The 23,924-nt window shown below is 69.0% G+C and carries 21 protein-coding genes; 7 read left to right on the plus strand and 14 right to left on the minus strand.

What is annotated here, in order from left to right:
* Positions 1 to 33: 33 nt before the first annotated feature.
* Entirely contained in the window at positions 34 to 567 is a 534-nt protein-coding gene (locus tag KZ820_RS03070; RefSeq protein WP_308462108.1) for a TadE family protein, read from the plus strand.
* Positions 564 to 1,217, plus strand: a complete 654-nt coding sequence (locus KZ820_RS03075) for a TadE/TadG family type IV pilus assembly protein (protein ID WP_308462109.1) — start codon at positions 564 to 566, stop codon at positions 1,215 to 1,217. Before KZ820_RS03070 ends, KZ820_RS03075 begins: the two co-directional genes overlap by 4 nt.
* Before the next feature lie 99 nt (positions 1,218 to 1,316).
* Here KZ820_RS03075 and KZ820_RS03080 read toward each other — a convergent pair whose 3' ends face one another.
* Together KZ820_RS03080 and pdhA are read right to left on the minus strand one after the other, a co-directional pair.
* Positions 1,317 to 2,756, minus strand: coding sequence for a pyruvate dehydrogenase complex E1 component subunit beta (locus KZ820_RS03080; protein ID WP_219747208.1), 1,440 nt, complete (start codon positions 2,754 to 2,756; stop codon positions 1,317 to 1,319).
* A gap of 1 nt (position 2,757) precedes the next feature.
* The gene (gene pdhA, locus KZ820_RS03085; RefSeq protein ID WP_219747209.1) at positions 2,758 to 3,828 is read right to left on the minus strand and encodes a pyruvate dehydrogenase (acetyl-transferring) E1 component subunit alpha; all 1,071 of its coding nucleotides are present in this window, start codon (positions 3,826 to 3,828) and stop codon (positions 2,758 to 2,760) included.
* A gap of 114 nt (positions 3,829 to 3,942) precedes the next feature.
* On the opposite strand from pdhA, the gene KZ820_RS03090 reads away from it, so the two are divergent.
* From KZ820_RS03090 to KZ820_RS03100, 3 genes are read left to right on the plus strand one after another with little or no spacing between them, the layout of a single operon-like run.
* Entirely contained in the window at positions 3,943 to 5,310 is a 1,368-nt protein-coding gene (locus tag KZ820_RS03090; protein WP_219747210.1) for an MFS transporter, read from the plus strand.
* Complete coding sequence (gene cysK / locus KZ820_RS03095; protein WP_219747211.1) at positions 5,307 to 6,227, plus strand: cysteine synthase A; 921 nt, start codon at positions 5,307 to 5,309, stop codon at positions 6,225 to 6,227. The genes KZ820_RS03090 and cysK overlap by 4 nt, the downstream gene beginning before the upstream one ends.
* Before the next feature lie 22 nt (positions 6,228 to 6,249).
* Entirely contained in the window at positions 6,250 to 7,554 is a 1,305-nt protein-coding gene (locus tag KZ820_RS03100; RefSeq protein WP_219747212.1) for a cell wall hydrolase, read from the plus strand.
* Between the two features lie 170 nt (positions 7,555 to 7,724).
* Here KZ820_RS03100 and KZ820_RS03105 read toward each other — a convergent pair whose 3' ends face one another.
* Genes KZ820_RS03105 through hisI form a run of 4 tightly spaced genes read right to left on the minus strand, consistent with a single transcriptional unit; the run spans position 7,725 to position 10,893 of the window.
* Complete coding sequence (locus KZ820_RS03105) at positions 7,725 to 9,527, minus strand: acyl-CoA dehydrogenase C-terminal domain-containing protein (RefSeq protein WP_219747213.1); 1,803 nt, start codon at positions 9,525 to 9,527, stop codon at positions 7,725 to 7,727.
* Between the two features lie 4 nt (positions 9,528 to 9,531).
* Positions 9,532 to 9,963 carry a MerR family transcriptional regulator gene (locus tag KZ820_RS03110; RefSeq protein WP_183943762.1) on the minus strand — a complete coding sequence of 144 codons (432 nt, stop codon included), beginning with the start codon at positions 9,961 to 9,963 and terminating at the stop codon, positions 9,532 to 9,534.
* 49 nt (positions 9,964 to 10,012) lie between these two features.
* Positions 10,013 to 10,489: a hypothetical protein gene (locus tag KZ820_RS03115; RefSeq protein ID WP_308462110.1), complete on the minus strand. Its 477-nt coding sequence runs from the start codon at positions 10,487 to 10,489 to the stop codon at positions 10,013 to 10,015.
* A gap of 23 nt (positions 10,490 to 10,512) precedes the next feature.
* Complete coding sequence (hisI, locus tag KZ820_RS03120) at positions 10,513 to 10,893, minus strand: phosphoribosyl-AMP cyclohydrolase (protein WP_219747214.1); 381 nt, start codon at positions 10,891 to 10,893, stop codon at positions 10,513 to 10,515.
* A 268-nt stretch (positions 10,894 to 11,161) separates the two neighbouring features.
* Here hisI and KZ820_RS03125 point away from each other — a divergent pair, with 268 nt between their 5' ends.
* Positions 11,162 to 12,502 carry a cryptochrome/photolyase family protein gene (locus KZ820_RS03125; RefSeq protein WP_219747215.1) on the plus strand — a complete coding sequence of 447 codons (1,341 nt, stop codon included), beginning with the start codon at positions 11,162 to 11,164 and terminating at the stop codon, positions 12,500 to 12,502.
* 10 nt (positions 12,503 to 12,512) lie between these two features.
* The gene (locus tag KZ820_RS03130) at positions 12,513 to 13,724 is read left to right on the plus strand and encodes an SAM-dependent methyltransferase (protein ID WP_219747216.1); all 1,212 of its coding nucleotides are present in this window, start codon (positions 12,513 to 12,515) and stop codon (positions 13,722 to 13,724) included.
* A 320-nt stretch (positions 13,725 to 14,044) separates the two neighbouring features.
* On the opposite strand, the gene KZ820_RS03135 is transcribed toward KZ820_RS03130, so the two are convergent.
* The 8 genes from KZ820_RS03135 to KZ820_RS03170 form a co-directional block, all read right to left on the minus strand.
* On the minus strand, positions 14,045 to 16,399 hold the full coding sequence (locus tag KZ820_RS03135) for a TonB-dependent receptor (RefSeq protein WP_219747217.1): 2,355 nt from the start codon (positions 16,397 to 16,399) through the stop codon (positions 14,045 to 14,047).
* A 248-nt stretch (positions 16,400 to 16,647) separates the two neighbouring features.
* Entirely contained in the window at positions 16,648 to 17,343 is a 696-nt protein-coding gene (ctrA, locus tag KZ820_RS03140) for a response regulator transcription factor CtrA (RefSeq protein WP_183920808.1), read from the minus strand.
* A gap of 97 nt (positions 17,344 to 17,440) precedes the next feature.
* Positions 17,441 to 18,559 (minus strand): AI-2E family transporter, encoded by a 1,119-nt coding sequence (locus KZ820_RS03145; protein WP_219747218.1) that lies wholly within the window; start codon positions 18,557 to 18,559, stop codon positions 17,441 to 17,443.
* Positions 18,560 to 18,846: 287 nt separating this feature from the next.
* Positions 18,847 to 20,289 (minus strand): hypothetical protein, encoded by a 1,443-nt coding sequence (locus KZ820_RS03150; RefSeq protein ID WP_219747219.1) that lies wholly within the window; start codon positions 20,287 to 20,289, stop codon positions 18,847 to 18,849.
* A gap of 44 nt (positions 20,290 to 20,333) precedes the next feature.
* Positions 20,334 to 21,728 carry a dihydrolipoyl dehydrogenase gene (gene lpdA / locus KZ820_RS03155; RefSeq protein ID WP_219747220.1) on the minus strand — a complete coding sequence of 465 codons (1,395 nt, stop codon included), beginning with the start codon at positions 21,726 to 21,728 and terminating at the stop codon, positions 20,334 to 20,336.
* A 78-nt stretch (positions 21,729 to 21,806) separates the two neighbouring features.
* Positions 21,807 to 22,145 (minus strand): acyl-CoA thioesterase, encoded by a 339-nt coding sequence (locus tag KZ820_RS03160; protein WP_132910401.1) that lies wholly within the window; start codon positions 22,143 to 22,145, stop codon positions 21,807 to 21,809.
* A 62-nt stretch (positions 22,146 to 22,207) separates the two neighbouring features.
* A complete protein-coding gene (locus tag KZ820_RS03165; RefSeq protein WP_219747221.1) occupies positions 22,208 to 22,438 on the minus strand; it encodes a hypothetical protein in 231 nt (76 codons plus the stop codon).
* A gap of 13 nt (positions 22,439 to 22,451) precedes the next feature.
* Entirely contained in the window at positions 22,452 to 23,804 is a 1,353-nt protein-coding gene (locus KZ820_RS03170; RefSeq protein WP_219747222.1) for a pyruvate dehydrogenase complex dihydrolipoamide acetyltransferase, read from the minus strand.
* Between the last annotated feature and the right edge of the window lie 120 nt (positions 23,805 to 23,924).

Here is a 23,924-nt window from a genome sequence, read left to right on the forward strand (position 1 = left end):
CTTCCCCTCCTCCGCGATCGCCGCGGCGCCACGGTGATCGAGTTCGCGCTGATCCTGCCGGTGGTGCTCAGCGCGGTGTGCGGGACGATCGAGCTCGGCCACATGCTGGTCGCGCGCATGGTGCTCGACGGTGCCGTGGTCGAGGCCGCGCGAGTCGCCACCGCGAGCGTCGACAACAGCCAGGCCGCGCGTGACACGGTGATGCGTCAGAGCATCACCACCGCGATGAGCAGCTTCCCGCTCGCCACCGGCCAGCAGATGTCGATCGACACGCGCGTCTTCGCCGATTTCAGCACGGCCTATCCGGAGGTCTATGCCGACGCCAATCGCAACGGCAAATACGATCTGGGCGAGACTTTCACCGATCGCAACAAGAACGGTAAATGGGACCCCGCCACCCCGATCACCGGGACGATGGGGGGCGCCGGCGACGTGCTGAGCATCACCGTACGCTATCCCAAGAAGGTGCTGTTCGGCTTCCTCGGCACGCAATGGGCGATGGGGTCGCTGATCAACCTCTCGGCCACCACCGTCGTGCGCAACGAAGCCGTGAGCCGCACCTCGTGAGCGCCCGCGCTCTGCTCATCCGGCTCGCGCGCGAGCGCCGCGCCGTGGCCATGCTCGAGCTCGCGCTCGTCATGCCGCTGTTCCTCGGCTTCGTGCTCACCGGTCTCGAGTTCGCCAACTGGGTGATGGCGAACAATCGCGCGCAGCGGCTCGCCTCGATGACGGCGGATCTGGTGGCGCAGAGCGGCGTCGGCTCGGTCGGCGCGAGCGAGAAGCAGATCTACGACCTGTTCAGCGCAATCGACATCACCGCCCAGCCCTTCGACCTGCGTAACCACGGGCGCGTGGTGATCAGCAGCGTGAAGGGGACCGACAACGACGAAGACGGGATCATCGAGGAGCGCTTCCTGTGGCAGCGCTTCGACGGCAATTACGTCGCGGCGACGCCGCTGCTCGGCTGCGCGCGGTCAAATCCGCTGGCGACGCTGCCGACCAGCCGGGCGCTACCGCTGGACGAGATCCTGTTCCACGTCCAGGTGACGTACGATTACCAGCCGCTGATCAGCCGCCGACCATTCGGCTGGATCGACCTCGGCACCGCGATCACCCGCACGGCGACCTATCGTGCGCGCAGCACGCAGTTCCAGACGCCCTCGCCGGTCAATCAGTTTCCCGCCAAGAGCAAGTGCACGACCGCGGACGGGTTGTGAGCGACAGCGAGCATCACTTGTAGATCATCGCGCGACGGATGGCGCACCACGCGGGCGGGTAAGTGGCGCCCGCGCCACTTACCCGCCTCGCCGGCGCCGTCACTTGCGGTAGGTCACCTTCTTCACCGCGGCGACGATCTTGTCCGCGGAGATCAGCGCCAGCTTCTCGAGGTTGGCAGCGTAAGGCAGCGGCACGTCCTCGTTGGTGACGCGCAGCACCGGCGCGTCGAGGTCGTCGAAGCCCTGCTCCATCACTACCGCAGCGATCTCCGACGCGATCGAGCAGGTCGGCCAGCCCTCTTCCACCACTACCAGGCGGTTTGTCTTGGCGAGGCTCTTGAGCACCGTCTTGGTGTCGAGCGGGCGCAGCGTGCGCAGGTCGATCACCTCGGCCTCGACGCCCTCGGCCGCCAGCTTGTCGGCCGCCTCGAGCGCGAGCCCGACGCCGATCGAGTAGCTCACGATCGTCACGTCCTTGCCCTGGCGCATGATGCGCGCCTTGCCGATCGGCAGCACCCAATCGTCCAGCTTGGGCACCTCGAACGAGCGGCCGTAGAGCAGCTCGTTCTCGAGGAACACCACCGGGTCCTGGCTGCGGATCGCCGCCTTGAGCAGGCCCTTGGCGTCGGCCGCGTCATAGGGCGCGATCACGATCAGACCGGGGACGCTGGCGTACCACGGGCCGTAGTTCTGCGAGTGCTGCGCGCCGACGCGGCTCGCAGCGCCGTTGGGGCCGCGGAACACGATCGGGCAGCGCATCTGGCCGCCGGACATATAGTTGGTCTTGGCGGCCGAGTTGATGATGTGGTCGATCGCCTGCATCGCGAAGTTGAACGTCATGAACTCGACGATCGGCTTCAGCCCGCCCATCGCCGCGCCGGTGCCGACGCCGGCGAAGCCGTACTCGGTGATCGGCGTGTCGATCACGCGCTTGTCGCCGAACTCGTCGAGCAGGCCCTGGGTCACCTTGTAGGCGCCCTGATATTGCGCGACCTCCTCGCCCATCACGAACACGCGCGCGTCGGCGCGCATCTCCTCGGCCATCGCGTCGCGCAGCGCCTCGCGGACGGTCTGCTTCACCATCTCGGTGCCCTCGGGCACCGCGGGGTCGCTCACCTCGGCGTCGTGGCGCGCCGCCTCGAACATCTGGCGCGCGCCGGTGTCGACCTTCTCCTGCGCGGGGTGCGCCGAATCCTCGACCGTGTCCGACTTCTTCTCGTCGGCCTGCGCGTCGCCGCGCGGCGAATCATCCTTGGTCGCGGCGGCGCCGCCCGAGTCCGCCGACTCCGCCTCCTCGCCCTCGCCGGCCAGCTGGAGGATCACCGTGCCGACCTTCACCCCATCGGTGCCCTCGGCGACCAGGATCTTCGCCACGGTGCCCTCGTCGACCGCCTCGAACTCCATCGTCGCCTTGTCGGTCTCGATCTCGGCCATGATGTCGCCGGACTTCACCGTGTCGCCTTCCTTGACGAGCCACTTGGCGAGCGTGCCCTCCTCCATCGTCGGGGACAGCGCCGGCATCTTGATGTCGATCGCCATCTCAATACTTCTCCACCAGGACGTCGGTATACAGTTCGGCCGGATCCGGCTCGGGCGTGCTCTCGGCGAAATCCGCCGACTCGTTGACCTGCTTGCGGATGCGCTGCTCGATCGCCTTGAAGTCCTCCTCTTGGGCGCCGTGCAGCTCGGACAGCGTGCGTTTCACCGCCTCGATCGGGTCCGACTTGTCGCGCACCGCCTGCACCTCGTCGCGCGAGCGGTATTTGGCGGGGTCGGACATCGAGTGGCCGCGGTAGCGATAGGTCTTCATCTCGAGGATGATCGGGCCCTTGCCCGCGCGCACCCAAGCGAGCGCTTCTTCCGCCGCGCCGCGCGCCGCCAGCACGTCCATGCCGTCGATCTGCAGGCCGGGGATGCGGAAGCTCTCGCCGCGCTTGTACAATTGGTCCTCGGACGAGGCGCGGTTGACGCTGGTGCCCATGGCGTATTGATTGTTCTCGATCACGAAGATGATCGGGAGCTTCCACAGCTCGGCCATGTTGAAGGCTTCGTACACCTGGCCCTGGTTGGCCGCGCCGTCGCCGAAATAGGCGAGGCAGACGCCGCCGTCCTCGCTGTACTTGTGCTTGAACGCGAGACCGGCGCCGAGCGACACCTGCGCGCCGACGATGCCGTGGCCGCCGTAGAATTTATGCTCGACGCTGAACATGTGCATCGAGCCGCCCTTGCCCTTGGAGATGCCGGCCTGACGCCCGGTCAGCTCCGCCATCACGTCCTTGGGCGGGATCCCGCACAGCAGCATGTGGCCGTGGTCACGATAGCCGGTGATCACCGAATCGGCGTCGGTCAGCGCCGACTGGAGTCCGACCGCGACGGCTTCCTGGCCGATGTAGAGGTGGCAGAAGCCGCCGATCAGGCCGAGGCCGTAGAGCTGGCCGGCCTTCTCCTCGAAGCGGCGGATCAGCAGCATGTCCTCGTAGAATTTGAGCAGCTCTTCCTTGCTCGCCTCGTACGGACGCGGGTCCGACGGGCGCTCACGATTCGTCTTCTGCGGGTCGGCGGGGGGCGTATCGCCGGCCGGTGCCGGGCTGCGTGCTGGGGCTTTTGCCACGATGGACAGGACCTCATTCCTTGGGGAGATGGGGGCCTATAGGCGCGGGTCGCATCGGACTGCAAACCCCACCGGGTTGCAAGGGTTTCAGCGCGGGTCTACGCCGCTGGTCCGATGCACGCCCCGATCGATCCGCCGGCCGCGCCGCGCCACCCATTACGCATCGCCAACTTCCGCGCTTACTGGCTGGCGCGCTTCTGTGGCACGATCGCGATCAGCGCGCAGGCGATCATCATCGGCTGGCAGGTCTACGGCCTCGCGCGCCAGACCATGGACATCCGCGACGCCGCCTTTCTCCTCGGCATGATCGGGCTGGTGCAGTTCATCCCCTTGTTCCTGCTAACGCCGCTCGTCGGGCTGGTGGCGGACACGGTGGACCGGCGCTGGATCGTGCGCGGCACCACCGCACTCTTGGTGCTCAACGCCGCGACGCTGGGGCTGCTCACCTGGTCGGGTCAGCTCGGCCTACCATATCTTTTCGTGTCCGCTGTCCTGATCGGGGTCGCCCGCGCTTTCTCCGGGCCAGCCTATTCCGCGCTGGCGCCGAATCTCGTGCCCAAGGAGAGCCTGCCGACCGCGATCGCGATCTCCTCGATTGCGTGGCAGTTCGGCACGATCGCGGGGCCGAGCGTCGGCGGGCTGCTCTACGCGATCCACCCCGACATGGCCTATGGCGTGATCTCGGGGCTGCTGCTGCTCGCGCTCGGGCTGATGTTCCTGATCGGCAAGGTGCCGCAGCCGCCCGCGCAGAAGGACCGCCGCCCGCTCCAGCGCATACTCGACGGCTTCGCCTATGTTCGCCGCAACCGGCTGGTACTCGCGGCGATCACGCTCGACCTGTTCGCGGTGCTGCTGGCGGGGGCGACCGCGCTGCTGCCGATCTTCGCGCGCGACATCCTCCACGTGGGCGCCTCCGGGCTGGGCGTGCTGGCGGCGGGCATGGGGATCGGCGCGGCGAGCACCGCTCTCTGGTTCTCGTTCCGCCCGATGAAGCGCAACGTCGGCGTGAAGATGCTCGCCTCGGTGATCGTCTTCGGACTGGGCATCCTCAGCTTCGGCGTGGCGACGCAGCTGACCGATGCGCTCGGCATCACTCATGTCGCGCTCGGCGCGGGGTGGCCGGTCCTCCAGACCGACTTCCTGCTCAGTCTCGTCGGGCTGATCGTCGCGGGCGGCGCGGACATGGTGTCGGTCTATGTCCGCACCTCGCTGATCCAGCTCCACACCCCCGACTCGATGCGCGGCCGCGTCAGCGCGGTGTCGCAGCTCACCATCTCGGCCTCCAACGAGCTCGGCGAGGCCGAGAGCGGGCTGATGGCCTCGCTGCTCGGGCCGGTGGGCGCGGTGGTGTTCGGCGGCGTCGGTGCGATCGCCATCACGGTGATCTGGTCGCGGCTGTTCCCGGAACTGAAGAACGCGCGGACCTTTGACCCGCCCGAGATGCTAGAGACCGAACCCCAGCACGGAGTAGCGCAGCCATGAAGGCCCAGACCATCCTGGAGACGATCGGCAACACGCCGCACATCCGAGTCAGCCGGCTGTTTCCCGGCTCGGAAGTGTGGATCAAGTCCGAGCGGTCGAACCCCGGCGGCTCGATCAAGGACCGGATCGCGCTGGCGATGATCGAGGCGGCCGAGGCGTCGGGCGCGCTCTCGCCCGGCGGCACGATCGTCGAGCCGACCAGCGGCAACACGGGGATCGGCCTCGCCATGGTCGCCGCGGTGAAGGGCTACAAGTTGATCCTCGTGATGCCCGAGAGCATGAGCCTCGAGCGCCGCCGGCTGATGCTCGCTTATGGCGCGCAGTTCGACCTCACTCCGCGCGAGAAGGGGATGAAGGGCGCGATCGAGCGCGCGCTCGAGCTGGTCGAGCAGACGCCGGGCGCGTGGATGCCGCAGCAGTTCGAGAACCCCGCCAACGTCGACGTCCACGTCCGCACGACGGCGCAGGAGATCCTCAACGACTTCCGCGACTCCCCGATCGACGTCATTATCACCGGCGTCGGCACCGGCGGCCACATCACCGGCGTGGCCGAGATGCTGAAGAAGGAATGGCCTAATCTCAAGGTCTTCGCGGTCGAACCTCAGGCATCGCCGGTAATCTCGGGCGGCCAGGCCGGCCCCCACTCGATCCAGGGCATCGGCGCTGGCTTCATCCCGGCCAACCTCCACACCCAGGCGCTCGACGGCGTGATCGAGGTCGACGCCGCGGTGGCAAAGGACATGGCGCGCCGCGCCGCGCGCGAGGAAGGCATGCTGGTCGGCATCTCCTCGGGCGCGACGCTCGCCGCGATCCTCCAGAAGCTGCCCGACCTGCCCGACGACGTGCGCGTGCTCGGCTTCAACTACGATACCGGCGAGCGCTACCTCTCGGTGCCGGACTTCCTGCCGGAGAACTGAGCTGGGCGGCATCGGTAAGCGGATGGGCGCGATCCTCGGCGGCATCGCGCTGCTGGCGATCGCCGGCCCGCTGGTGGTGATCCAGCGCACCCCCGCGGTGCCGCGCGCGATCGCGGCCAAGGTGCGCCCGCCGCAGAGGGTCGCGCCGCCGACCGAGCTGCCCGCGGTCGAGCCGGTCGAGCTGCAGGACCTCACCGCCGAGGAGGCGCGCGCCTATAACGCGGGGATACCGTTCGTGCGCGGGCCGAAGCCGGCAGCGCAGCCGTTCCGCTTCGCCGGCGACGCCGCCGCGCTGGCGCGCGCGACCGACTGTCTCGCCGCCGCTGGCTGGTACGAGGCCGGCGACGATCCGGCAGGCCAGCGCGCGGTGGTGCAGGTGGTGCTCAACCGATTGCGCCATCCCGCTTTCCCCAAGACGGTATGCGGCGTGGTGTTCCAGGGCGCGGAGCGCAGCACCGGCTGCCAGTTCACCTTCACCTGCGACGGCGCGTTGGCGCGGCATCCGAGCGCGCCGGCGTGGGACCGCGCGCGCAAGGTCGCGGCCGATGCGCTAGCGGGCAAGGTGGAGAAAAAGGTCGGCTACGCCACGCATTACCACACCGACTGGGTGGTGCCCTATTGGAGCTCGAGCCTCGACAAGATCGCCGAGGTTCACACGCATCTGTTCTTCCGCTGGACCGGCTGGTGGGGCACGCCACCCGCCTTCCGCCGCGCGGTGTCGCGCGACGAGCCGGTGATCGCCGCGCTGGCACCGGTGTCGCCGGCGCACCAGCTCGGGGCCGCGCTGACCGAGGCGGAGGCTGCGACCGCCGCGGCGGCGCCTTTGCTCGCGGGCGCGGGCGCTCCGGTACCGGCGGCGACGCCGCTGGCCGGGGACGAGGACGCCTTCGCGATGGTGCTGGGAAGCGACTCGCCCGAGCGCTACGGCGACGCCGCGCGCGCGGCGTGCGGCGAGCGCGCGCGGTGCAAGTTCATGGGCTGGACCGACCGCGCGCAGCTGCCGGGGAGCGCGACGATGACGCCGCAGCAGATCGCGGCGATGTCGTTCAGCTATCTCCGCAACAAGGACGCGGGCATCGAGCGGATGCTGTGGAACTGCAAGGAGTTTCCGCGCACCGGTCCCGGCCTGTGCATGCGCCGCCAGGCGGTCTCGCAGCTCGCGCCGCCGTCGGGGGCGACGCCGGCGGGGCCGGAGCCGCTCGACGGCGTGCGGCGGCGCGAGGGGGCGGGAGTGAGAAGCCAATCCCCTTCAGGGGAGGGGTTGGGGTGGGGCGCTTCCTCAGGCGCCACCCCTGCGGCGAGGCCCCACCCCCAGCCCCTCCCCTGAAGGGGAGGGGAGCGAACAGCACAAATCCTCCTTGATCGCGGGTAGGGAGACCGCTCGGCGCAGCCGGGTGGTGGAGGGGGCAGGCCCAAAAGCTCGGCACGCGCGGAGCCCCGCCTCACCAGCGCTGACGCGCTGCAACCTCCCCGTGCCGGGGACGAGCTGAGCCCCCCTCACGCCGCCGCGAACATCTCCGGCGGCAGCGCCATGATCGCCTCGGCGCCGCCCTCAATCTTGCGGCGCAGCGCGCCCGCCTCGGGCAGCACGCGCTCGGCGAAGAAGCGCGCGGTCACCAGCTTGGCGTCGAGGAAGGCGGCGTCGCCCGCCCCTTCGACCTTGAGCCGCGCCGCCGCACTCGCCATGCGCAGCCACATCAGCCCGACCGCGACCACGCCGACCAGGTGCATGTACGGCACCGCGCCAGCGCCGACATTGTTGGGGTCCTTCATGCCGTTGGCGAGGAACCACATCGTCGCCGCCTGCAGCTCGCCCGCAGCCTTCTCCAGCCGGGCGGCGAGGTCGGCGGTGGCCGGCTCGGCTTTGCCCGCCGCGATCTCCTCCAGCACCAATTTGCCGAAGGCCTGCACCGCTCGGCCGCCGTTCTGCGCGAGCTTGCGCCCGACCAGATCCATCGCCTGCACGCCGTTGGTGCCCTCGTAGATCATCGCGATGCGCGCATCGCGGACATACTGCTCCATCCCCCACTCGGCGATATAGCCGTGCCCGCCATAGACCTGCTGCGCGTTGGTCGCGATCTCATAGCCGCGGTCGGTGCCGACCCCCTTGATCACCGGGGTGAGCAGACCGAGGAGATCGCCGGCGAGCTGACGCTCCGCCTCGTCGGTGGCGTTATGCTCGAGATCGGCCTGGAGCGCGCCCCACAGGCACAAAGCGCGCAGCCCTTCGGTCCAGGCCTTGCCCTCCATCAGCATGCGCCGCACGTCGGGGTGAACGAACAGCGTGTCGGCCTTCTCGCCCGGCTCCGCCGGGCCGGTGAGCGCGCGGCCCTGCCGCCGGTCCTTCGCGTATTGCACCGCGTTCTGATACGCGGTCTCCGCGACGCCGAGCCCCTGCAACCCGACGCCGAGCCGCGCCGCGTTCATCATGATGAACATCGCGGCGAGCCCTTTCATCTCATCGCCGACGAGCCAGCCAGTGGCGCCGTCATAGTTCATCACGCAGGTCGAGTTGGCGTGGATGCCCATCTTGTGCTCGATCGAGCCACACGTCACCGCGTTGCGCGCGCCGAGCGACCCGTCGTCCTCGACCAGGACCTTGGGCACGACGAAGAGCGAAATGCCCTTCGAGCTGTCCGGCGCGCCCGGCGTCTTCGCCAGCACGAGATGGATGATATTGTCCGTCAGGTCGTGCTCGCCCGCCGAGATGAAGATCTTGGTGCCGGTTATCGTGTAGCTGCCGTCGGCCTGCGGCTCGGCGCGGGTGCGGATCAGCCCGAGGTCGGTGCCGCACTGCGGCTCGGTGAGGTTCATCGTGCCGCCCCACTCGCCCGACACCATCTTGGGCAGATACTTCTGCTGTTGCTCGGGGCTGCCCTTCACCAGCAGCGCCGCGATGGCGCCATGCGCCAGGCCGGGGTACATCGCGAACGCCATGTTCGCCGAGATCATATACTCCTGGAAGGCGGTGGAGACGACGTGCGGCATCCCCTGCCCGCCGAACGCCTCCGGCGCGCTCAGCGTACCCCAGCCCGACTCGACGAACTGCCGATACGCTTCCTTGAAGCCCTCGGGCGTGGTGACGCTGCCATCGGGGTGGCGCGTGCAGCCCTCCTGGTCGCCCGACTGGTTGAGCGGGAACAACACCTCGGCGACGAAGCGCCCGCCCTCTTCCAGCACCGCCTCGACCGTGTCGGGCGTGGCGGCGGCGAAGCCGGGAACGTTGGCGTAGCGGTCGAGCCCGATCACCTGCTCGAGCACGAAGCGGGTGTCGCGGACGGGGGGAGTGTATTGCGGCATCGTCTCAGCTTTCCTTGGCTTTGCCACCCTCGACCACCGTCAGGAACTCGGCCAGTTCGGTGATCGCGGCGTCGATATCGTGCTTCTGTTGCTGGAGCGCGGCAATGCGCTCGCGGCAGCGCTCGATCGCCACCGCGCGCTGCTTCTGCCGGCCGTCCCCGACGTCGTAGAGGTCGATCATCTCGCGGATGTCGGCGAGGCTGAAACCGACGCGCTTGCCGCGCAGGATCCACGCCAGCCGCGCGCGATCGCGGTGCGAGTAGATCCGCACCATCCCGCGCCGCTCTGGCGCGATCAGTCCCTCGTCCTCGTAGAAGCGCAACGCGCGCGGCGTCACGCCGAACTCGGCCGACAGATCGGTGATGGTGAAATGATCCCGGTCCGCGCGCGGCGGTACGACGGCATAAGCGGCAGACGCGTCGAGAAGATCGCTCATGAGGAGCGAGGTAGCTTCCCTTTACGTGAACGTCAACCAGCGTGGTCGGCTAGTCGTCACCGCAAAGCAGTCGACCGTCGGGACCGCGTGTCCGGCGTGCCTCGGCGACCGAGTCGCTCAACCGCTCCAGTCGGAGCCCCGCGATGGAGGCGCGGCCGGAGCACCGCGGGTCGCAACCCGCGGGGAATGTCGCCGGGAAGACGAGCGCGTCGTCATCGTAGCGGAGCTCGACCGTACAGCCCCTGCCCCATTCAGTCGTCACCGCCGCCCCGGCACGCGCCGCGCCGCGCGCGACACAGCGCTGACCGGCACCGTAATCGACGCTCGCGCCCGCTCTCAGCGCACCGTCCCGCCGTGGGACGAGGCAGAGCCGCGCGGTCTCCGACGCGAAGACGCCGACCGGTCGCTCGCGCGCCGGTGCCGCGATCAGGCCGGTCGCCTCGGCGGCGCGCTCCAAAGCGACTCCCCCGGGCTCGCCCGGTGCGTGCGATGGCGCGGCGCGGTCGCAGCCGGCGAGCAGCAGCACAGCGGACGCCAGTGCGCAGCGGATCACACCACTGGGCTCAGCGCGCCCTCTGCGGGCGTGACGCCGAGGGCGACCCCGCGGTAGAAACAGCTGCGCGCGCCAGTGTGGCAGGCGGGACCGGCGGGATCGACGATCAGCCAGAGGGCATCTTGGTCGCAGTCGACTCGCATCTCGACGACTCGCAGGATGTTGCCCGACGTCTCGCCTTTCCTCCACAGCCGCCCGCGACTGCGCGAGAAGAAGGTCGCCTCGCCAGTCGCCCGCGTGACCTCGATCGCGGCCGCGTCCATGTGCGCCACCATCAGCAGCTCGCCGCTGGCGCGATCGGTCACCACCGCGGTGACCAGCCCGGCCGAGTCGAACTTGGGGAGAAAGTCGGAGCCGGTCTCGCGCGTGTCGGTCATGCGAGATCGCCTAGAGCGAGATGGTGCCGGTTTGAAGCGGCGATGTGCGTCGTCGGTGTCTCTTGGTACCCCGGCGAAAGGCGGGGCGCGGGAAGGTCTTTGAGGCTCGCACGCCGAGCTTCGAAGAATATAAAATCGGTCTCGGCGGCCGCAGGTCACGAGTTCTTCCGCTTGGGCCCCGGCCTTCACCAGACACCCGACGTGCCTCACCGCGCCTTGACTCAACCTGGATCAGGAACCAGCGCCGGGGCTGGAACGTAACCGAGCGATGACCGACCTGCTGTGGCTGCGCCAGGACCTTCGCCTCCATGACCAGCCCGCGCTGATCGCCGCGGCGCACGCGGGCGCGGTGATCCCCGTCTATGTGCTCGACGACGAGGCGCCGGGCGCGTGGAAGATCGGCGAGGCACAGCGCTGGTGGCTTCACCACAGCCTCACCTCGCTCGCCGACGCGCTCGAGAAGAAGGGCAGCCGCCTGATCCTCCGCCATGGCAAGGCGGAGGCCATCCTCCCGGCACTGCTCGAGGAGACCGGTGCCGAGCGAGTCCATGCGATCCGCCACTATGAGCCCTGGTGGCGCGACGCCGAGGCGGCGCTCGGCGACCGACTCTGCCGCTACGACGGCAACCATCTGGCGCGGATCGAGGACGTCACCACCGGCGCGGGTGCGCCCTACCGGATCTACTCGTCGTTCTGGAAAGGGCTCCAGCCGCACCTCCCGTCGGATAAGCCCCTGCCCGCACCGCGCTCCATCCCGGCGCCCGAGACCTGGCCGAGGAGCGACCGGCTCGCCGACTGGCACCTGCTGCCGACCGCGCCCGACTGGTCGGGCGGGTTCGACTGGACGCCGGGCGAGACGGAGGCGCTGCGCAAGGTCAAGCAGCTCGCGCTCGACGGCTATGATGAGCGCCGCAACCTGCCGAGCGAGGAGGGCACGTCACGGCTCTCGCCGCATCTCCACTTCGGCGAGGTGTCACCGCGCACCGTCTGGCACGCGACGGAGGGCGCCGACACCATTTTCCGCAAGGAACTGGCGTGGCGGGACTTCACCGACGGCGTGGTGAGCGCACTGCCCGACTATGCGGATGTCAACGGGCGCCGACGCTACGACACGCTGCCGTGGCGCAGCGGCACGGCAGCGCAGGCGGACCTGCGCGCGTGGCAGCGCGGGCGCACGGGCTATCCGATCGTCGACGCCGGCATGCGTCAGCTGTGGCAGAGCGGCTGGATGCACAATCGCGTGCGGATGATCACCGCCTCGTTCCTGGTGAAGCACCTGCTGATCGACTGGCGCGAGGGCGAGCGTTGGTTCTGGGACTGCCTAGTCGACGCCGACTACGGCAACAACTCGGTGAACTGGCAGTGGGTCGCGGGCACGGGCGTGGATGCCAACATGTTCGGACGGATCATGGCGCCGATCGGCCAGTCCGAGAAATTCGGCGCGGGTGACTATATCCGGCGCTGGGTGCCCGAGCTGAAGCATCTGGACGACTCCGCGATCCACGACCCCGACGCCGCGGGGTGCAGGCCGGACAGCTATCCCGCGATGCTGATCGGGCATCGTGAGGCGCGCGAACGCGCGCTGGCGGCGGGTAAGAAGGTGCGATAGGCGGCGCGGCATGGATGCCGCGACCACCCGCCCTCCCCCCGCCGATCTCGGCAGCCGGATCGTGGCGCCGCTGTTCCACCGCATCCTCGACCGGGTTGATCGCGGGCTGGTGACAGGGGCAATCGAGGCCGAGCTGCCCGACGGCACACGCCGGCTGCTCGGCGGGCACGAGTCCGGACCGTTCGCGGCGGTGCGCGTGGTGCGCTGGCGCGCGCTGTGGCGACTGGTCAGCGCGGGCTCGATCGGCTGGTACGAGGGTTGGGAAGCGGGCGACTGGACCAGCCCCGATCCCGTTCCCGTATTCGACCTGTTCATGCGCAACCGCGCCGAGCTGGGCGATGTCGCGCGCGCCAAGCGCGGCGCGAGGCTGGCGGCGCGGCTCTTCCACCGCCTACGCCGCAACGACAGAGGCGGCGCGCGCCGCAACGTGGCGGCGCACTACGACCTCGGCAACGACTTCTATCGAGAGTGGCTCGACGAGACGCTGACCTATTCCAGCGCGCGCTACCACGCGCCAGATGAGCCGCTCGCGGAAGCGCAGGGGCGCAAGCTGGCCGCGATCCTGGCGCGCACGGGGACGAGCGCGGGCCAGCGCGTGCTCGAGATCGGCTGCGGCTGGGGCTCGTTCGCGGCCGCCGCGGCGGCGGCAGGAATCGGTGTCCACGCGCTCACGCTCTCGACCGAGCAGCGTGACCATGTCGCCGCGCGCGCGCTGCCGGGCGTGAGCGTGGCATTGTGCGACTACCGCGACGTCACCGGCGTTTACGACGGGGTCGCCTCGATCGAGATGGTCGAGGCAGTCGGCCCGGATTACTGGCCGGCATATTGCGCAACGCTGGCGCGCGTGCTGCAATCCGGAGGCCGCGCCGCGCTCCAGCTGATCGCGATCGCGGACGACGTCTGGGATGCCTATGCCGGCGGCGTCGACTTCATCCAGCGCTACATCTTCCCCGGCGGGTCGCTGGTGTCGGTCAGCCGCTTTCGGGCGATCGCCGCAGCGCACGGGTTGGCGTGGCAGGACGAGGAGCGCTTCGGGCTCGACTATGCCGAGACATTACTGGAGTGGCGCCGCCGCTTTGATCGCGCCGCCGCCGAGGGGCGACTGCCGGCCCGATTCGACGAGCAGTTCCAACGGCTGTGGCGTTACTATCTGATGTACTGCGAGGGCGGCTTCCGCGGCGGCGGTATCGACGTGCTGCAAGTCACGCTGCTGAAGGAGTAGCCGCCCCTTGTCGGGGCGTCCGATCGCGGGTCATCCCGAACGTGATCCGGGCTCCACCATGCCGCGCACAAGGGCGCGCGTCATCTTGCGGCAAGATGGACCCGGACTCGAAGACAGCGAGCAATTGTGACTTCTCCACGCCAGCCTCTCGAACTCGTCTTTGCTCCGGGCTGGTAGATCCGGACCTAGAAACGAGATGAACCTTCGCTTGGCTCAAGATCCTGACCTCGCCGGATCGCGGTCATGGAACGCGCAAGGTCAGTTTCTCGCGAAGATCCCCTTCCGGGAAGAGGATCCCGTCTCGTGCCCATCTCCTGTGCTCAGAACCCGCGCCGCAGCGTCACGAAGAACTGGCGCGGCGCGCCGGCGAGCAGCGTCTGATTGTCCCCGCTAGCGGTGTAGCCATTGCTGCCGATGGTCGAGACATACTTCTTGTCGGTCAGGTTGGTGACGCTGCCCTCCAGCGCGAAACCGCGGAAGAAGCCCATGTTCTCGCCGAAGCGCACGCCGATGCTGGCGTCCACCAGCACGCGCGCGCCGATCGACTGGTCGTTGAGGTAGGTGAAATAGCGCTTCGCCATATAGTCTGCCCCGACGCGGCCGAAGAAACGGCTGTCGTCGTACACGATCTCGCCCTTGGCCATGTGCTCGGGCGTGTCGACCACGGTCTTGCCCGCGGTCGCGGTCAGCACCGTGCCCGCGGCGTTGACCACGTCGTCCTGGTAGGTCGCCTTGTTGTAGCTGTAGCTGGCGAACAGGCTGAGCGGCTGGACCACGCGATAGAAGGCCGAGACCTCGCCGCCGTAGCTCTCCACCCCGCCGGCGTTGTTGAGGGTCGGCGGGTTGCCCTGGATGCCCGAGCCGTTCTGGAAGGTGAGCAGCCGGTCGTTGAAGTCGATGTAATAGCCTACCGCGGAGAGCTGGAGCCCGCCGGCGCGCAGACGCACGCCGCCCTCGGCGGTCTTGGAGGTCTCGGGCTTGATGCGCGAGCGGATCGCGTCGAAGCCGACCTGGGTGGTGCCGAACGGCCCCGCCGTGCCCGAGACGAAGGCGCGCATGTTCTCGGTGTAGCTGGCGAACAGCTCGGCACCGCCGCCCAGTGCGAAGACCGCCCCGGCCTGGGGCAGGAACCAGTCCTTCGACTCGATCTTGCCCGCCACCAGCACGCCGGTGAGCAGGTTGGCCTTGTTCTCGACGCGCATGCCCTTCCAGCCCGCGTTGATCGTCAGCCGGCCGAGCTGGAGCGTGTCGGCGACGTGATATTGCAGCGTCTCGGTATCGTAATTGCCCGCCCATTGCGTGAAGAACGGGTTCTCCTGATAGTCGAGCGCGCGGCGATTGGGCGTGGTGCCGTCGGCCATGCCGTAGAAGCGGCGCGCCTGGTCGAAGGCGTTGCTCTCATACCAGGCACCGACCTCGAAGCGATTGGCGCCGAGCTCGAGCGCCGCGTTGGTGAAGTTGCCCGCGCGCATGATGCGGTATTCGGTGGTGCGGAACGACAGCGCCGAGCCGCCCGTGATCGGCGTGCCGTCGACGTCGGGCGCGCCCGCGGGCGTGGGCTGATAGGGCGTGATCCACGAGCCCTGCCCCTTGTTGCGGTGTATATAGCTGGTCGACACGATCGACAGCTGCGGCAGCAGCTGCGCCTCGAAGGTCACGCCGCCGAGCCAGTCGCGGCGCAGACCGGCGGCGTCGTAATAGACGTCGTCGAGCGTGCCGATCCCCGCCGGGAAGGCGAGGCCGACCCCCGGATAGGGCAAGGCCGCAGTGGCGCTGGCCGCGCGCGCTGCCTGGTTCTGCGCGATCTGCGCGAGCTGGAGCGCGAGTGGATAATCGTTCGAGATATTGTCGTTGTTCAGCCCGCGGCGGCGAATGATGTCGAGGCTGAGATCCTGGTAGTCGTTCTCGCGACGATCAGAAAAATTGAGGAAGGCGGTGATCTTGCCGTGCTCGCCCACCTCCTTCACCACCTTGGCGTTGGCCTGGTGCTGGCGCTGCTCGCCAACGCCCTTCCACTTGTCGGTTTTGAGGAAGCCGTAGCTGAGATAGCCTTTGAGCCCACCGCCGAGATCGCCCGACTCGGCGCGGACGAAGGCGCGATACGTCTGGTCGCTGCCATAGGTGCCCGAGGCGACGAGGTCGGCGGTGTCCGACGGCGCGCGGCTGACGAACTGGAGCGTGCCACCGAGATTGCTGGTCGACGCGGTGCCGAGCGCGCCCGCGCCCTGCGCCACGGTGGTGCTGGCGATGTTCTCCGAGAGGATCGCGCGGCTAATGTGCAGGCCGTTGACGTTGCCGTAGCTCATGTCGCCGAGGGGCACGCCGTCGAGCGTGAAGCCGAGCTGGTTCTGGTTGAAGCCGCGCAGCGAGATGCGCGTCGACCATTCATAGGCGCCGAAGGCGTCGGCCGACTGGAAGTTGACGCCGGGCAGCTTGGCCACCGCCTTGAGCGGCGAGGTGCCGGGGGTGAGCCGCTCGAGATCGGCCGAGGTCACCGTCTGCACCTGGCGGCTCTGGCCGAAGCCGAGCACGACCACGTCCTCGCCCTCGGTCGGCTGCTCGGGCGCGGTCTGATCGATCGACGCGGCGGTAGCGGGCGGCGGCGTGTCCTGCGCGAGCGCGGGCGCGGCGAACAGGCACGAGGCGCCGGCGAGCAGCATGTATTTGGCGGTCATGGTCTCTTCCCCCATTGTCGTTAGCGGGGGCGCCTGCACTAGGTCCGGGACGGGCCGATGACGGTTCGGTTGCGGTTATGCGACAGCGGGCTGGGACGTGCTCCTGCGCATCCAGGAGCCCAGGGCCAAGCGGGCCAGCGTTCGCGGCCCTGGGTTCCTGCCTCCGCAGGCACACGGGTCGACATCAGAACAACGGCCGCCGCACCCTCCGGTGCGACGGCCGCCGCCTCGGTCGATAGCGCCAGGTTTCACGCGACCTGCGCGGTCTCCTCGGGCTCGCGCAGCACGTAACCGCGGCCCCAGACGGTCTCGATGTAATTGTCGCCGCCGCACGCCAGGCTCAGCTTCTTGCGCAGCTTGCAGATGAAGACGTCGATGATCTTGAGCTCGGGCTCGTCCATCCCGCCGTAAAGATGGTTGAGGAACATCTCCTTGGTCAGCGTCGTGCCCTTACGCAGCGAGAGCAGCTCGAGCATCGCATATTCCTTGCCCGTCAGGTGCACGCGCGCGCCGTCGACCTCCACGGTCTTGGCGTCGAGGTTGACCGAGAGCTTGCCGGTCTTGATCACCGACTGCGAGTGGCCCTTCGAGCGGCGCACCACGGCGTGGATGCGCGCGACCAGCTCCTCGCGGTGAAACGGCTTGGTGACGTAGTCGTCGGCGCCGAAGCCGAAGCTGCGCACCTTGGAGTCCATCTCGTTGATGCCCGAGAGGATCAGCACCGGGGTCTGCACCCGTGCGACGCGCAATTTCTTCAGCACGTCGTAGCCGTGCATGTCCGGCAAGTTGAGATCGAGCAGGATGATGTCGTAATCGTACAGCTTGCCGAGATCGAGGCCTTCCTCACCCAGATCAGTATTGTAGACGTTGAATCCCTCGGTCGACAGCATCAGCTCGATGGCCTTGGCGGTCGTCGGCTCGTCCTCGATCAGCAGCACGCGCATCGGCAAATCCCCGGTTCGTCAACGCGAGAGACCCTGTCACCCGCGCTTCGCTACGTTCATACCCAATGGCTTCTGAACCAGAAAGGTTAATTCACACTTAATCCGGACGTTCCGTTAATGTCGAATCTTCATTTTCTGTAACGGGCCGCGGCGTGCCCTTGGCGGTGAACAGCGTGCGCTCGCGCGAGCGCGGTATGTTTTCGCCGAGGACTTCGCGCAGGTAGAGGCTGCGCACCAGCGTGAAGCCGACCACGAGAATGCCGCCCGAGAAGAACAGCCCGAACAGCCCGAAGACCGCGCCCGTCCCGATGATCGCGAAGAGGCTCAGCGCGGGCGGGATCGCGACGACCCGGCTGGTGACGAAGGGTGTGACGAAATTGGTCTGCACGACTCGCACCACCGCGAACACGGTGAGCGCCCAGACGAGCTGGTCGGTGCCCCTGGTCGCGGCCAGCCCCAGCGCGGGCAGCATCGCCGCGACAGGGCCTACATAAGGGATGAACTCGGACAGGCCGGTGAGCAGCCCCAGCAGTGCCGGCGAGGGCACGCCCGCGATCCACAGCCCGATCCCGACCATCGCGCCCATCGCGGTCATCTGGATCAGCTGCGCGCGCAGCCACAGCAGCAGCGTCGAGGCGACGTCGCCTAGCGCATCCTCCACCGCGGCGCGCTTGGATGGTGGCACCATCAGCAGGAAGCCGCGCTCGTAGATCTTGGGATCGACCGCGAAGAAGATCGCGCCGAACAACACCAGCACCGCGTTGAGCAGGAGCTCGCCCGCCCCGCGCACGATCTCGCCGATGTCCTGCGCGACCCGGCTGCCCGCGAAGGCGGCCTGTACCGCGTCCGCCACCTTCTCGCCCACCGGGCTCTGCGACATATAGGCCTGGAGCTGCCCGAGCAGCCCCGGCAACGCGACCACCAAGGTGTTGACCTGCGCGCGGAACTCGACGCCGAACAGCCAGCCGAGCAGCGCCAGGAAGGCGAGCACGCTGGCGATCGCCGCCCCCATGGCGGCGCGCGGGCTCAGCCGGGTGCGGGTGGCATAGACCTCGGCGATGGCGTGGATGATGATCGCGATCAGCATCGAGCCGAAAGCGAGGATCAGCAGGTGTCGCGCGAGATAGAGCGCGGCCAGCACGGCGACGATCAGCACCAGCCACAGCACGCGTCGGATGAAGCGCGCGTCGGGCTCGTCGGGGGCGAGCCGGTTCATGCGCGCGGCTGCGCGACGAGAAGGGATCGTTGCATCGCCGGCACAACGCCCGGAACGACGAAAAGGCGCGCGGTGCCACGAAAAGCGCAGATGCGGATGGTGGAAGGTTGTACCAATCCCCGCCCGTTGGTCGCGCGATCCGGGACCGACTTACACGCCCTCATCCTGAACTCGTTTCAGGATCCACCGTCGTGCGACCTCAGCCGCTTCGGCGCATGCGGATCGGGGAATACTGAGACGAGCTCAGGATGAAGATGGAGCGTCAACGGAACCTTTGCCTACTCCCGCTACGCCGGCAGCAGGCTCAGCGGCGGCGTCCAATGCAGCAGCCCCTGATACTCCTGCGGCGGCTCGGGCAGGGTCGCGCGCTCCGCCACCGCGGCGGCGAGACACAGACCGGCGACCAGCACCATCCAGGCGGGCACGCGACGCAGCGGATAGGTGTCCGCCAGCAGCACCGCGGCCAGCGCGGTCGCGAGCATCGGCCACAGGTGATAGCGCAGGTCGGTCGCGATCGAGATCGCGAGGAAGCTGAATTCCACCGTCACCGCCGACGCGAGCAGCGCGATCGCGAGCTGACGCGGCGGCGCGTGGCGCCAGCGCCGCGTCCCGACCAGCAGCAGCAGCGCGAGCAGCAGCCAGGCGAACGGCCAAGCGATCGGGGTCAGCATCGCCTGGGCGACGAGCCACATCCACTGCTGCGCCTGCGGCCCCGGGCTGGCGAGCCCCAGATTGTTGGGCTCGCTGCCGCCGGTCGGCGCGGCGCCGGCGAGCCGGGCGGGCACCAGCCAGCGCTCGGTCATGTTCCAATGCGCCGCGCGCTGCGCGAGATAGGCGAGCGGGTGGTGGAGCGCGGCGTTGGCGAGCCGCAGGTACAGGTCGCCCCCGCGCTGCGCCTTGAGCGCCGCCACCGCGTCCACGCAGCCCGGCGTGTCGCCGAGCGGATCCCAGAAATAGGGCGTCACGCAGTCGTTCGCGCGGAGCTGCCGCGCCGCCTCGCGCGACAGGCCGACCGCGTGCGAGCCCGGCGCGCGCACCGCGATGCCGGCGAGATCGTAGAGCGGCTGGGTCTTCTCCACCCCGCTCGACGCCGCGCCGATCAGCTGGTGGTTGACCGGCCCCGCGAGCGCCAGCGCCAGCACGAGCAGCACGCCCGAGGCGGCGATCAGCGCGCCCGCGCGCCGCACCGGGAACAGCCCCGCGATCAGCGGCGCCAGCGCGAAGGCGGCGTTGGCGCGCACCAGCAGCGCGTAGCCGAACAGCAGCGCGGCGAGCAGCGCCGCGGCGACGGGAACGGGACGGTCGCGCAGCCGCCACCAGGCCACGAGCCCGAACGCCCCCAGCGCGGCACCGACCAGCTGCGCGTCCTTGAGCACCACCGCCTGCCAGCCGAGGAACGGCGGCAGCAGCCCGATCATCAGGATCATCCAGCCCGCGGCCGCCCGACCGATTCGCGCCAGCGCGCCCGCGATCAGTCCCAGGCCGAGCCAATAGCCGGTGAGCTGCAACACCAGCAGCGGAGTGGCGCCGTCGCCGAAGGGCAGCAGCCGGCGCCACAGCCACGCCATGACCGGCGGGTGCCAATCGTCGTAACGGCCGCTCAGGACCTGGCGGAACTGCTCGACCGAGTCATATTCCGCCACCCCCGGCGCGAAGACCACCAACGACGCCAGCAACAGCGCCGCGGCGGCGATCAGCGGGTAACGGGCGGGGCGCGACGCATAGATCATATGGCCGGATTATAGGACGCCCGGCGCCACCCCGCGTCGTTCGGTCAGATGTGCAGGGCGCGGTTGTAGGCGCCGAGCACGCTCTCGTGCATCATCTCGCTCAGCGTCGGGTGCGCGAACACCGTCTCCATCAGCTCGTGCTCGGTGGTCTCGAGCTGGCGCGCGACGACATAGCCCTGGATCAGCTCGGTCACCTCGGCGCCGACCATGTGCGCGCCGAGCAGCTCGCCGGTCTTGGCGTCGAACACCGTCTTCACGAAGCCGTCCGCCTCGCCCAGCGCGATCGCCTTGCCGTTGCCGATGAAGGGGAATTTGCCCACCTTCACCTGGCGCCCGCTCTCCTTGGCCTTGGCCTCGGTGAGCCCGACGCTGGCGACCTGCGGGCGCGAGTAGGTGCACCCCGGGATGTTCCACGTCTCGAACGGATGCGGGTCCTGCCCCGCGATCTTCTCGACGCAGACGACGCCCTCGTGGCTCGCCTTATGCGCCAGCCAGGGCGCGCCGGTGACGTCGCCGATCGCGTAGATCCCCTCGACGTTGGTGCGGCCATAGCCGTCGACCTTGATGTGGCCGCGCTCGGTCTGCACGCCGAGCGTCTCCAGCCCGATGTTCTCGGTGTTGGGGACGATGCCGATCGCGACGACGACGTGGCTATACTCCTCGGTCGCGCTCTTGCCGTCCTTCCCCTTGATCGTCGCCTTCACCGACGCCGCGCCGGTCTCGATCTTCTCCACGCCAGCGCCGGTGAGGATCTTGATCCCCTCCTTGGTGAGGCGCTTCTCCATGAAGGCGCTGACCTCCTCGTCCTCCACCGGCAGGATCCGCGGCAGCATCTCCACGACCGTGACGTCCGCGCCCATGTCGTTGTAGAAGCTGGCGAACTCGATCCCGATCGCGCCCGAGCCGATGACCAGCAGCTTGGTCGGCATCTCCTCGGGCACCATCGCGTGACGATAGGTCCAGATGCGCTTGCCGTCCGCCTTGGCGAAGGGCAGGTCGCGCGCGCGCGCGCCAGTGGCGACGATGATGTGCTTGGCCTCGAGCTCGACCGTGCCGCCGCCCTGCTTGACGCTCAGCTTCCCCTTGCCGGTGAGCGCGCCGACGCCCTCGACCACCGTCACCTTGTTCTTCTTCATCAGGCCTTTGACACCGGCGTTGAGCTGGCCGGCGACCTTGCGACTGCGCTCGACGATCTTGGTGAGATCGAAGCCGACATTGTCCGCCTTGAGCCCGTAGTCGGCGGCATGGGTCATATAATGGTAGACCTCGGACGTGCGCAGCAGCGCCTTGGTCGGGATACAACCCCAGTTGAGGCAGATGCCGCCGAGCCGCTCGCGCTCGACGATCGCGACCTTGAGCCCGAGCTGCGCCGCGCGGATCGCGGACACGTAGCCGCCGGGGCCCGAGCCCAGCACGATGAGGTCGTAGGTGTCAGCCATTGCGCCACTCCTGGGCCGCAGCCCCTGTTTGCCATCAGATGGGTGGCGCGGGTCGCGCGCGCACCGTGTAAAACCACGTCACGCCGCCGGCGGCACCTCGCGCGGGCGGCGATCCTCGTCGATCGCCACGAAGGTGAAGCGCGCCTCGGTCACCTTGCGCGACTCCTCGCCGTGGCGATCGCGCGCCCAGCTCTCCACGTCGATCGCGATCGAGGTACGCCCCACCCGCGCGATCGTGGCGTAGACCGAGACCTCGTCGCCGACGTGGACGGGCGCGTGGAACTGCATGCCGTCCATCGCGATCGTCACCGCGCGACCGCGCGCGCGCCGCGCTGCGGTGAGCCCGGCGGCCGAGTCCATCAGGCTCATCAGCCAGCCGCCGAAGATGTCGCCATAGGCGTTGGCGTCGGCCGGCATAGCGGTGACGCGGATCGTCGGTGCACCGCTCGGGGGCACCGCGCCCACGGGAGCCGCCGCGCTCACGCGCGCCCCTCCCCGTGACGCTGCTCCTCGTGCCGCTGCACCTCCCAGACGTCGCGCGCGCCCAGCAGCGCCACCGCCACCATCGTGCCCGCGCCGACCAGCCAGATCGTCTCCGCGCCCTGCGGATAGCTCCACGCCGCACCCTTGAAGACGAGCGCGGTCACGCCCAGCGCGAGCAGTCCCCAGGCCCACTCGCGCCACACCGCGGGCAGCTCCATCTGCGCCATCGCCCGCTCCGGATCAGGCGAGCATCGCCAGCGGGTTCTCGACGAGCTGCTTGAACGCCTGCATCAGCTGCGCGCCGTCCGCCCCGTCGATCGCGCGATGGTCGAAGCTGCCCGTCGCCGACATCACCGAGGCGACGCCGAGCGTGCCGTCCTTGAGCACCCACGGCCGCTTCTCGCCCGCGCCGATCGCCAGGATCATGCCCTGCGGCGGGTTGATCACCGCCTCGAACTGCTTGATCCCGAACATGCCCATGTTGCTGATCGAGGCGGTGCCGCCGGTGAACTCCTCGGGCTTCAGCTTCTTGTCGCGCGCGCGCGCGGCGAGGTCCTTCATTCGCGTCGAGATGCTCGACAGCGAGGCGGTGTCTGCCTCGGTGATCACTGGCGTGATCAGCCCTTCGGGGGTCGACACCGCCACCGAGATGTCGGCACGACCGAAGCTGACGAGCTGGTCGGGCGTGAACATCACGTTGCACTTGGGCACCTGGATCAGCGCCACCGCGAGCGCCTTGATCAGCAGGTCGTTGACCGACAGCTTCACCCCGCGCGCCTCCAGCCCGGCGTTGAGCTCGCCCCGCAGTTTGAGCAGCTTGTCGAGCTCGACGTCGACCGTAAGGTAGATGTGCGGCACCTGCTGCTTCGACTCGGTCAGGCGGCGCGCGATCGTCTTGCGCATGTTGCTGAGCTTGGTGAGCTCGTGCGGCACGTCGGGGATCGTCGCCGGCCTGGGCGCGGGCGCGGCGGCCTCGGCGGTCGGCGCCGGCGCGGCGGTGCTCGCGACTGGGGCGGCCGCGCCGGTCTTGGCCCCCTCCACGTCGGCGCGGACGATGCGGCCGTTCGGGCCGGTGCCGCTCACCGACGCGAGATCGACGTTCCGCTCGGCGGCGATGCGGCGCGCCAGCGGGCTGGCCTTGACGCGCTCGCCCGCGGCGCGCTGCGGCGCGGGCGTGCCGGAGGCCGGGGCGGCCGAACCGGCGACCTGCGAGTCGGCCGGCTTGCCGTGATCCTCGACGTCCTCGGGCGCGGCCTTGGCCTCGCTGCCGGTCTTGTTGGGGTCCTCGGGCGAGGGGCGCGGCTCGCTCTCCTTCGCCGCCGGCGCGGGGGTGCTCTCGCCGCTCCCGTCATCCTCGCCCTCGAGCAGCGCGATCACGGTGCCGACCTTGACGCCGTCGGTGCCCTCGGCGACCGCGATCTTGGTGATGCGGCCCTCGTCGACCGCCTCGAACTCCATCGTCGCCTTGTCGGTCTCGATCTCGGCCATGATGTCGCCCGCCTTGACCTCGTCGCCCTCCTTGACGAGCCACTTGGCCAGCGTGCCCTCTTCCATCGTGGGCGAGAGGGCAGGCATCTTGATTTCGATGGGCATCGTGAGTCCTCGAGCGGATCCTGGAAGTTGCCCGCGTCTCTCGCGGTTGCGCGACGCAGGGTCAACCCCACCCCCTTCTCGCCTAACGCGGCCGCGGCTTGCGCGCGCGTGGCGCGCGGC

Origin of the sequence: Sphingomonas citri, from assembly GCF_019429485.1 — a bacterium.
GTDB lineage: Bacteria > Pseudomonadota > Alphaproteobacteria > Sphingomonadales > Sphingomonadaceae > Sphingomonas > Sphingomonas citri.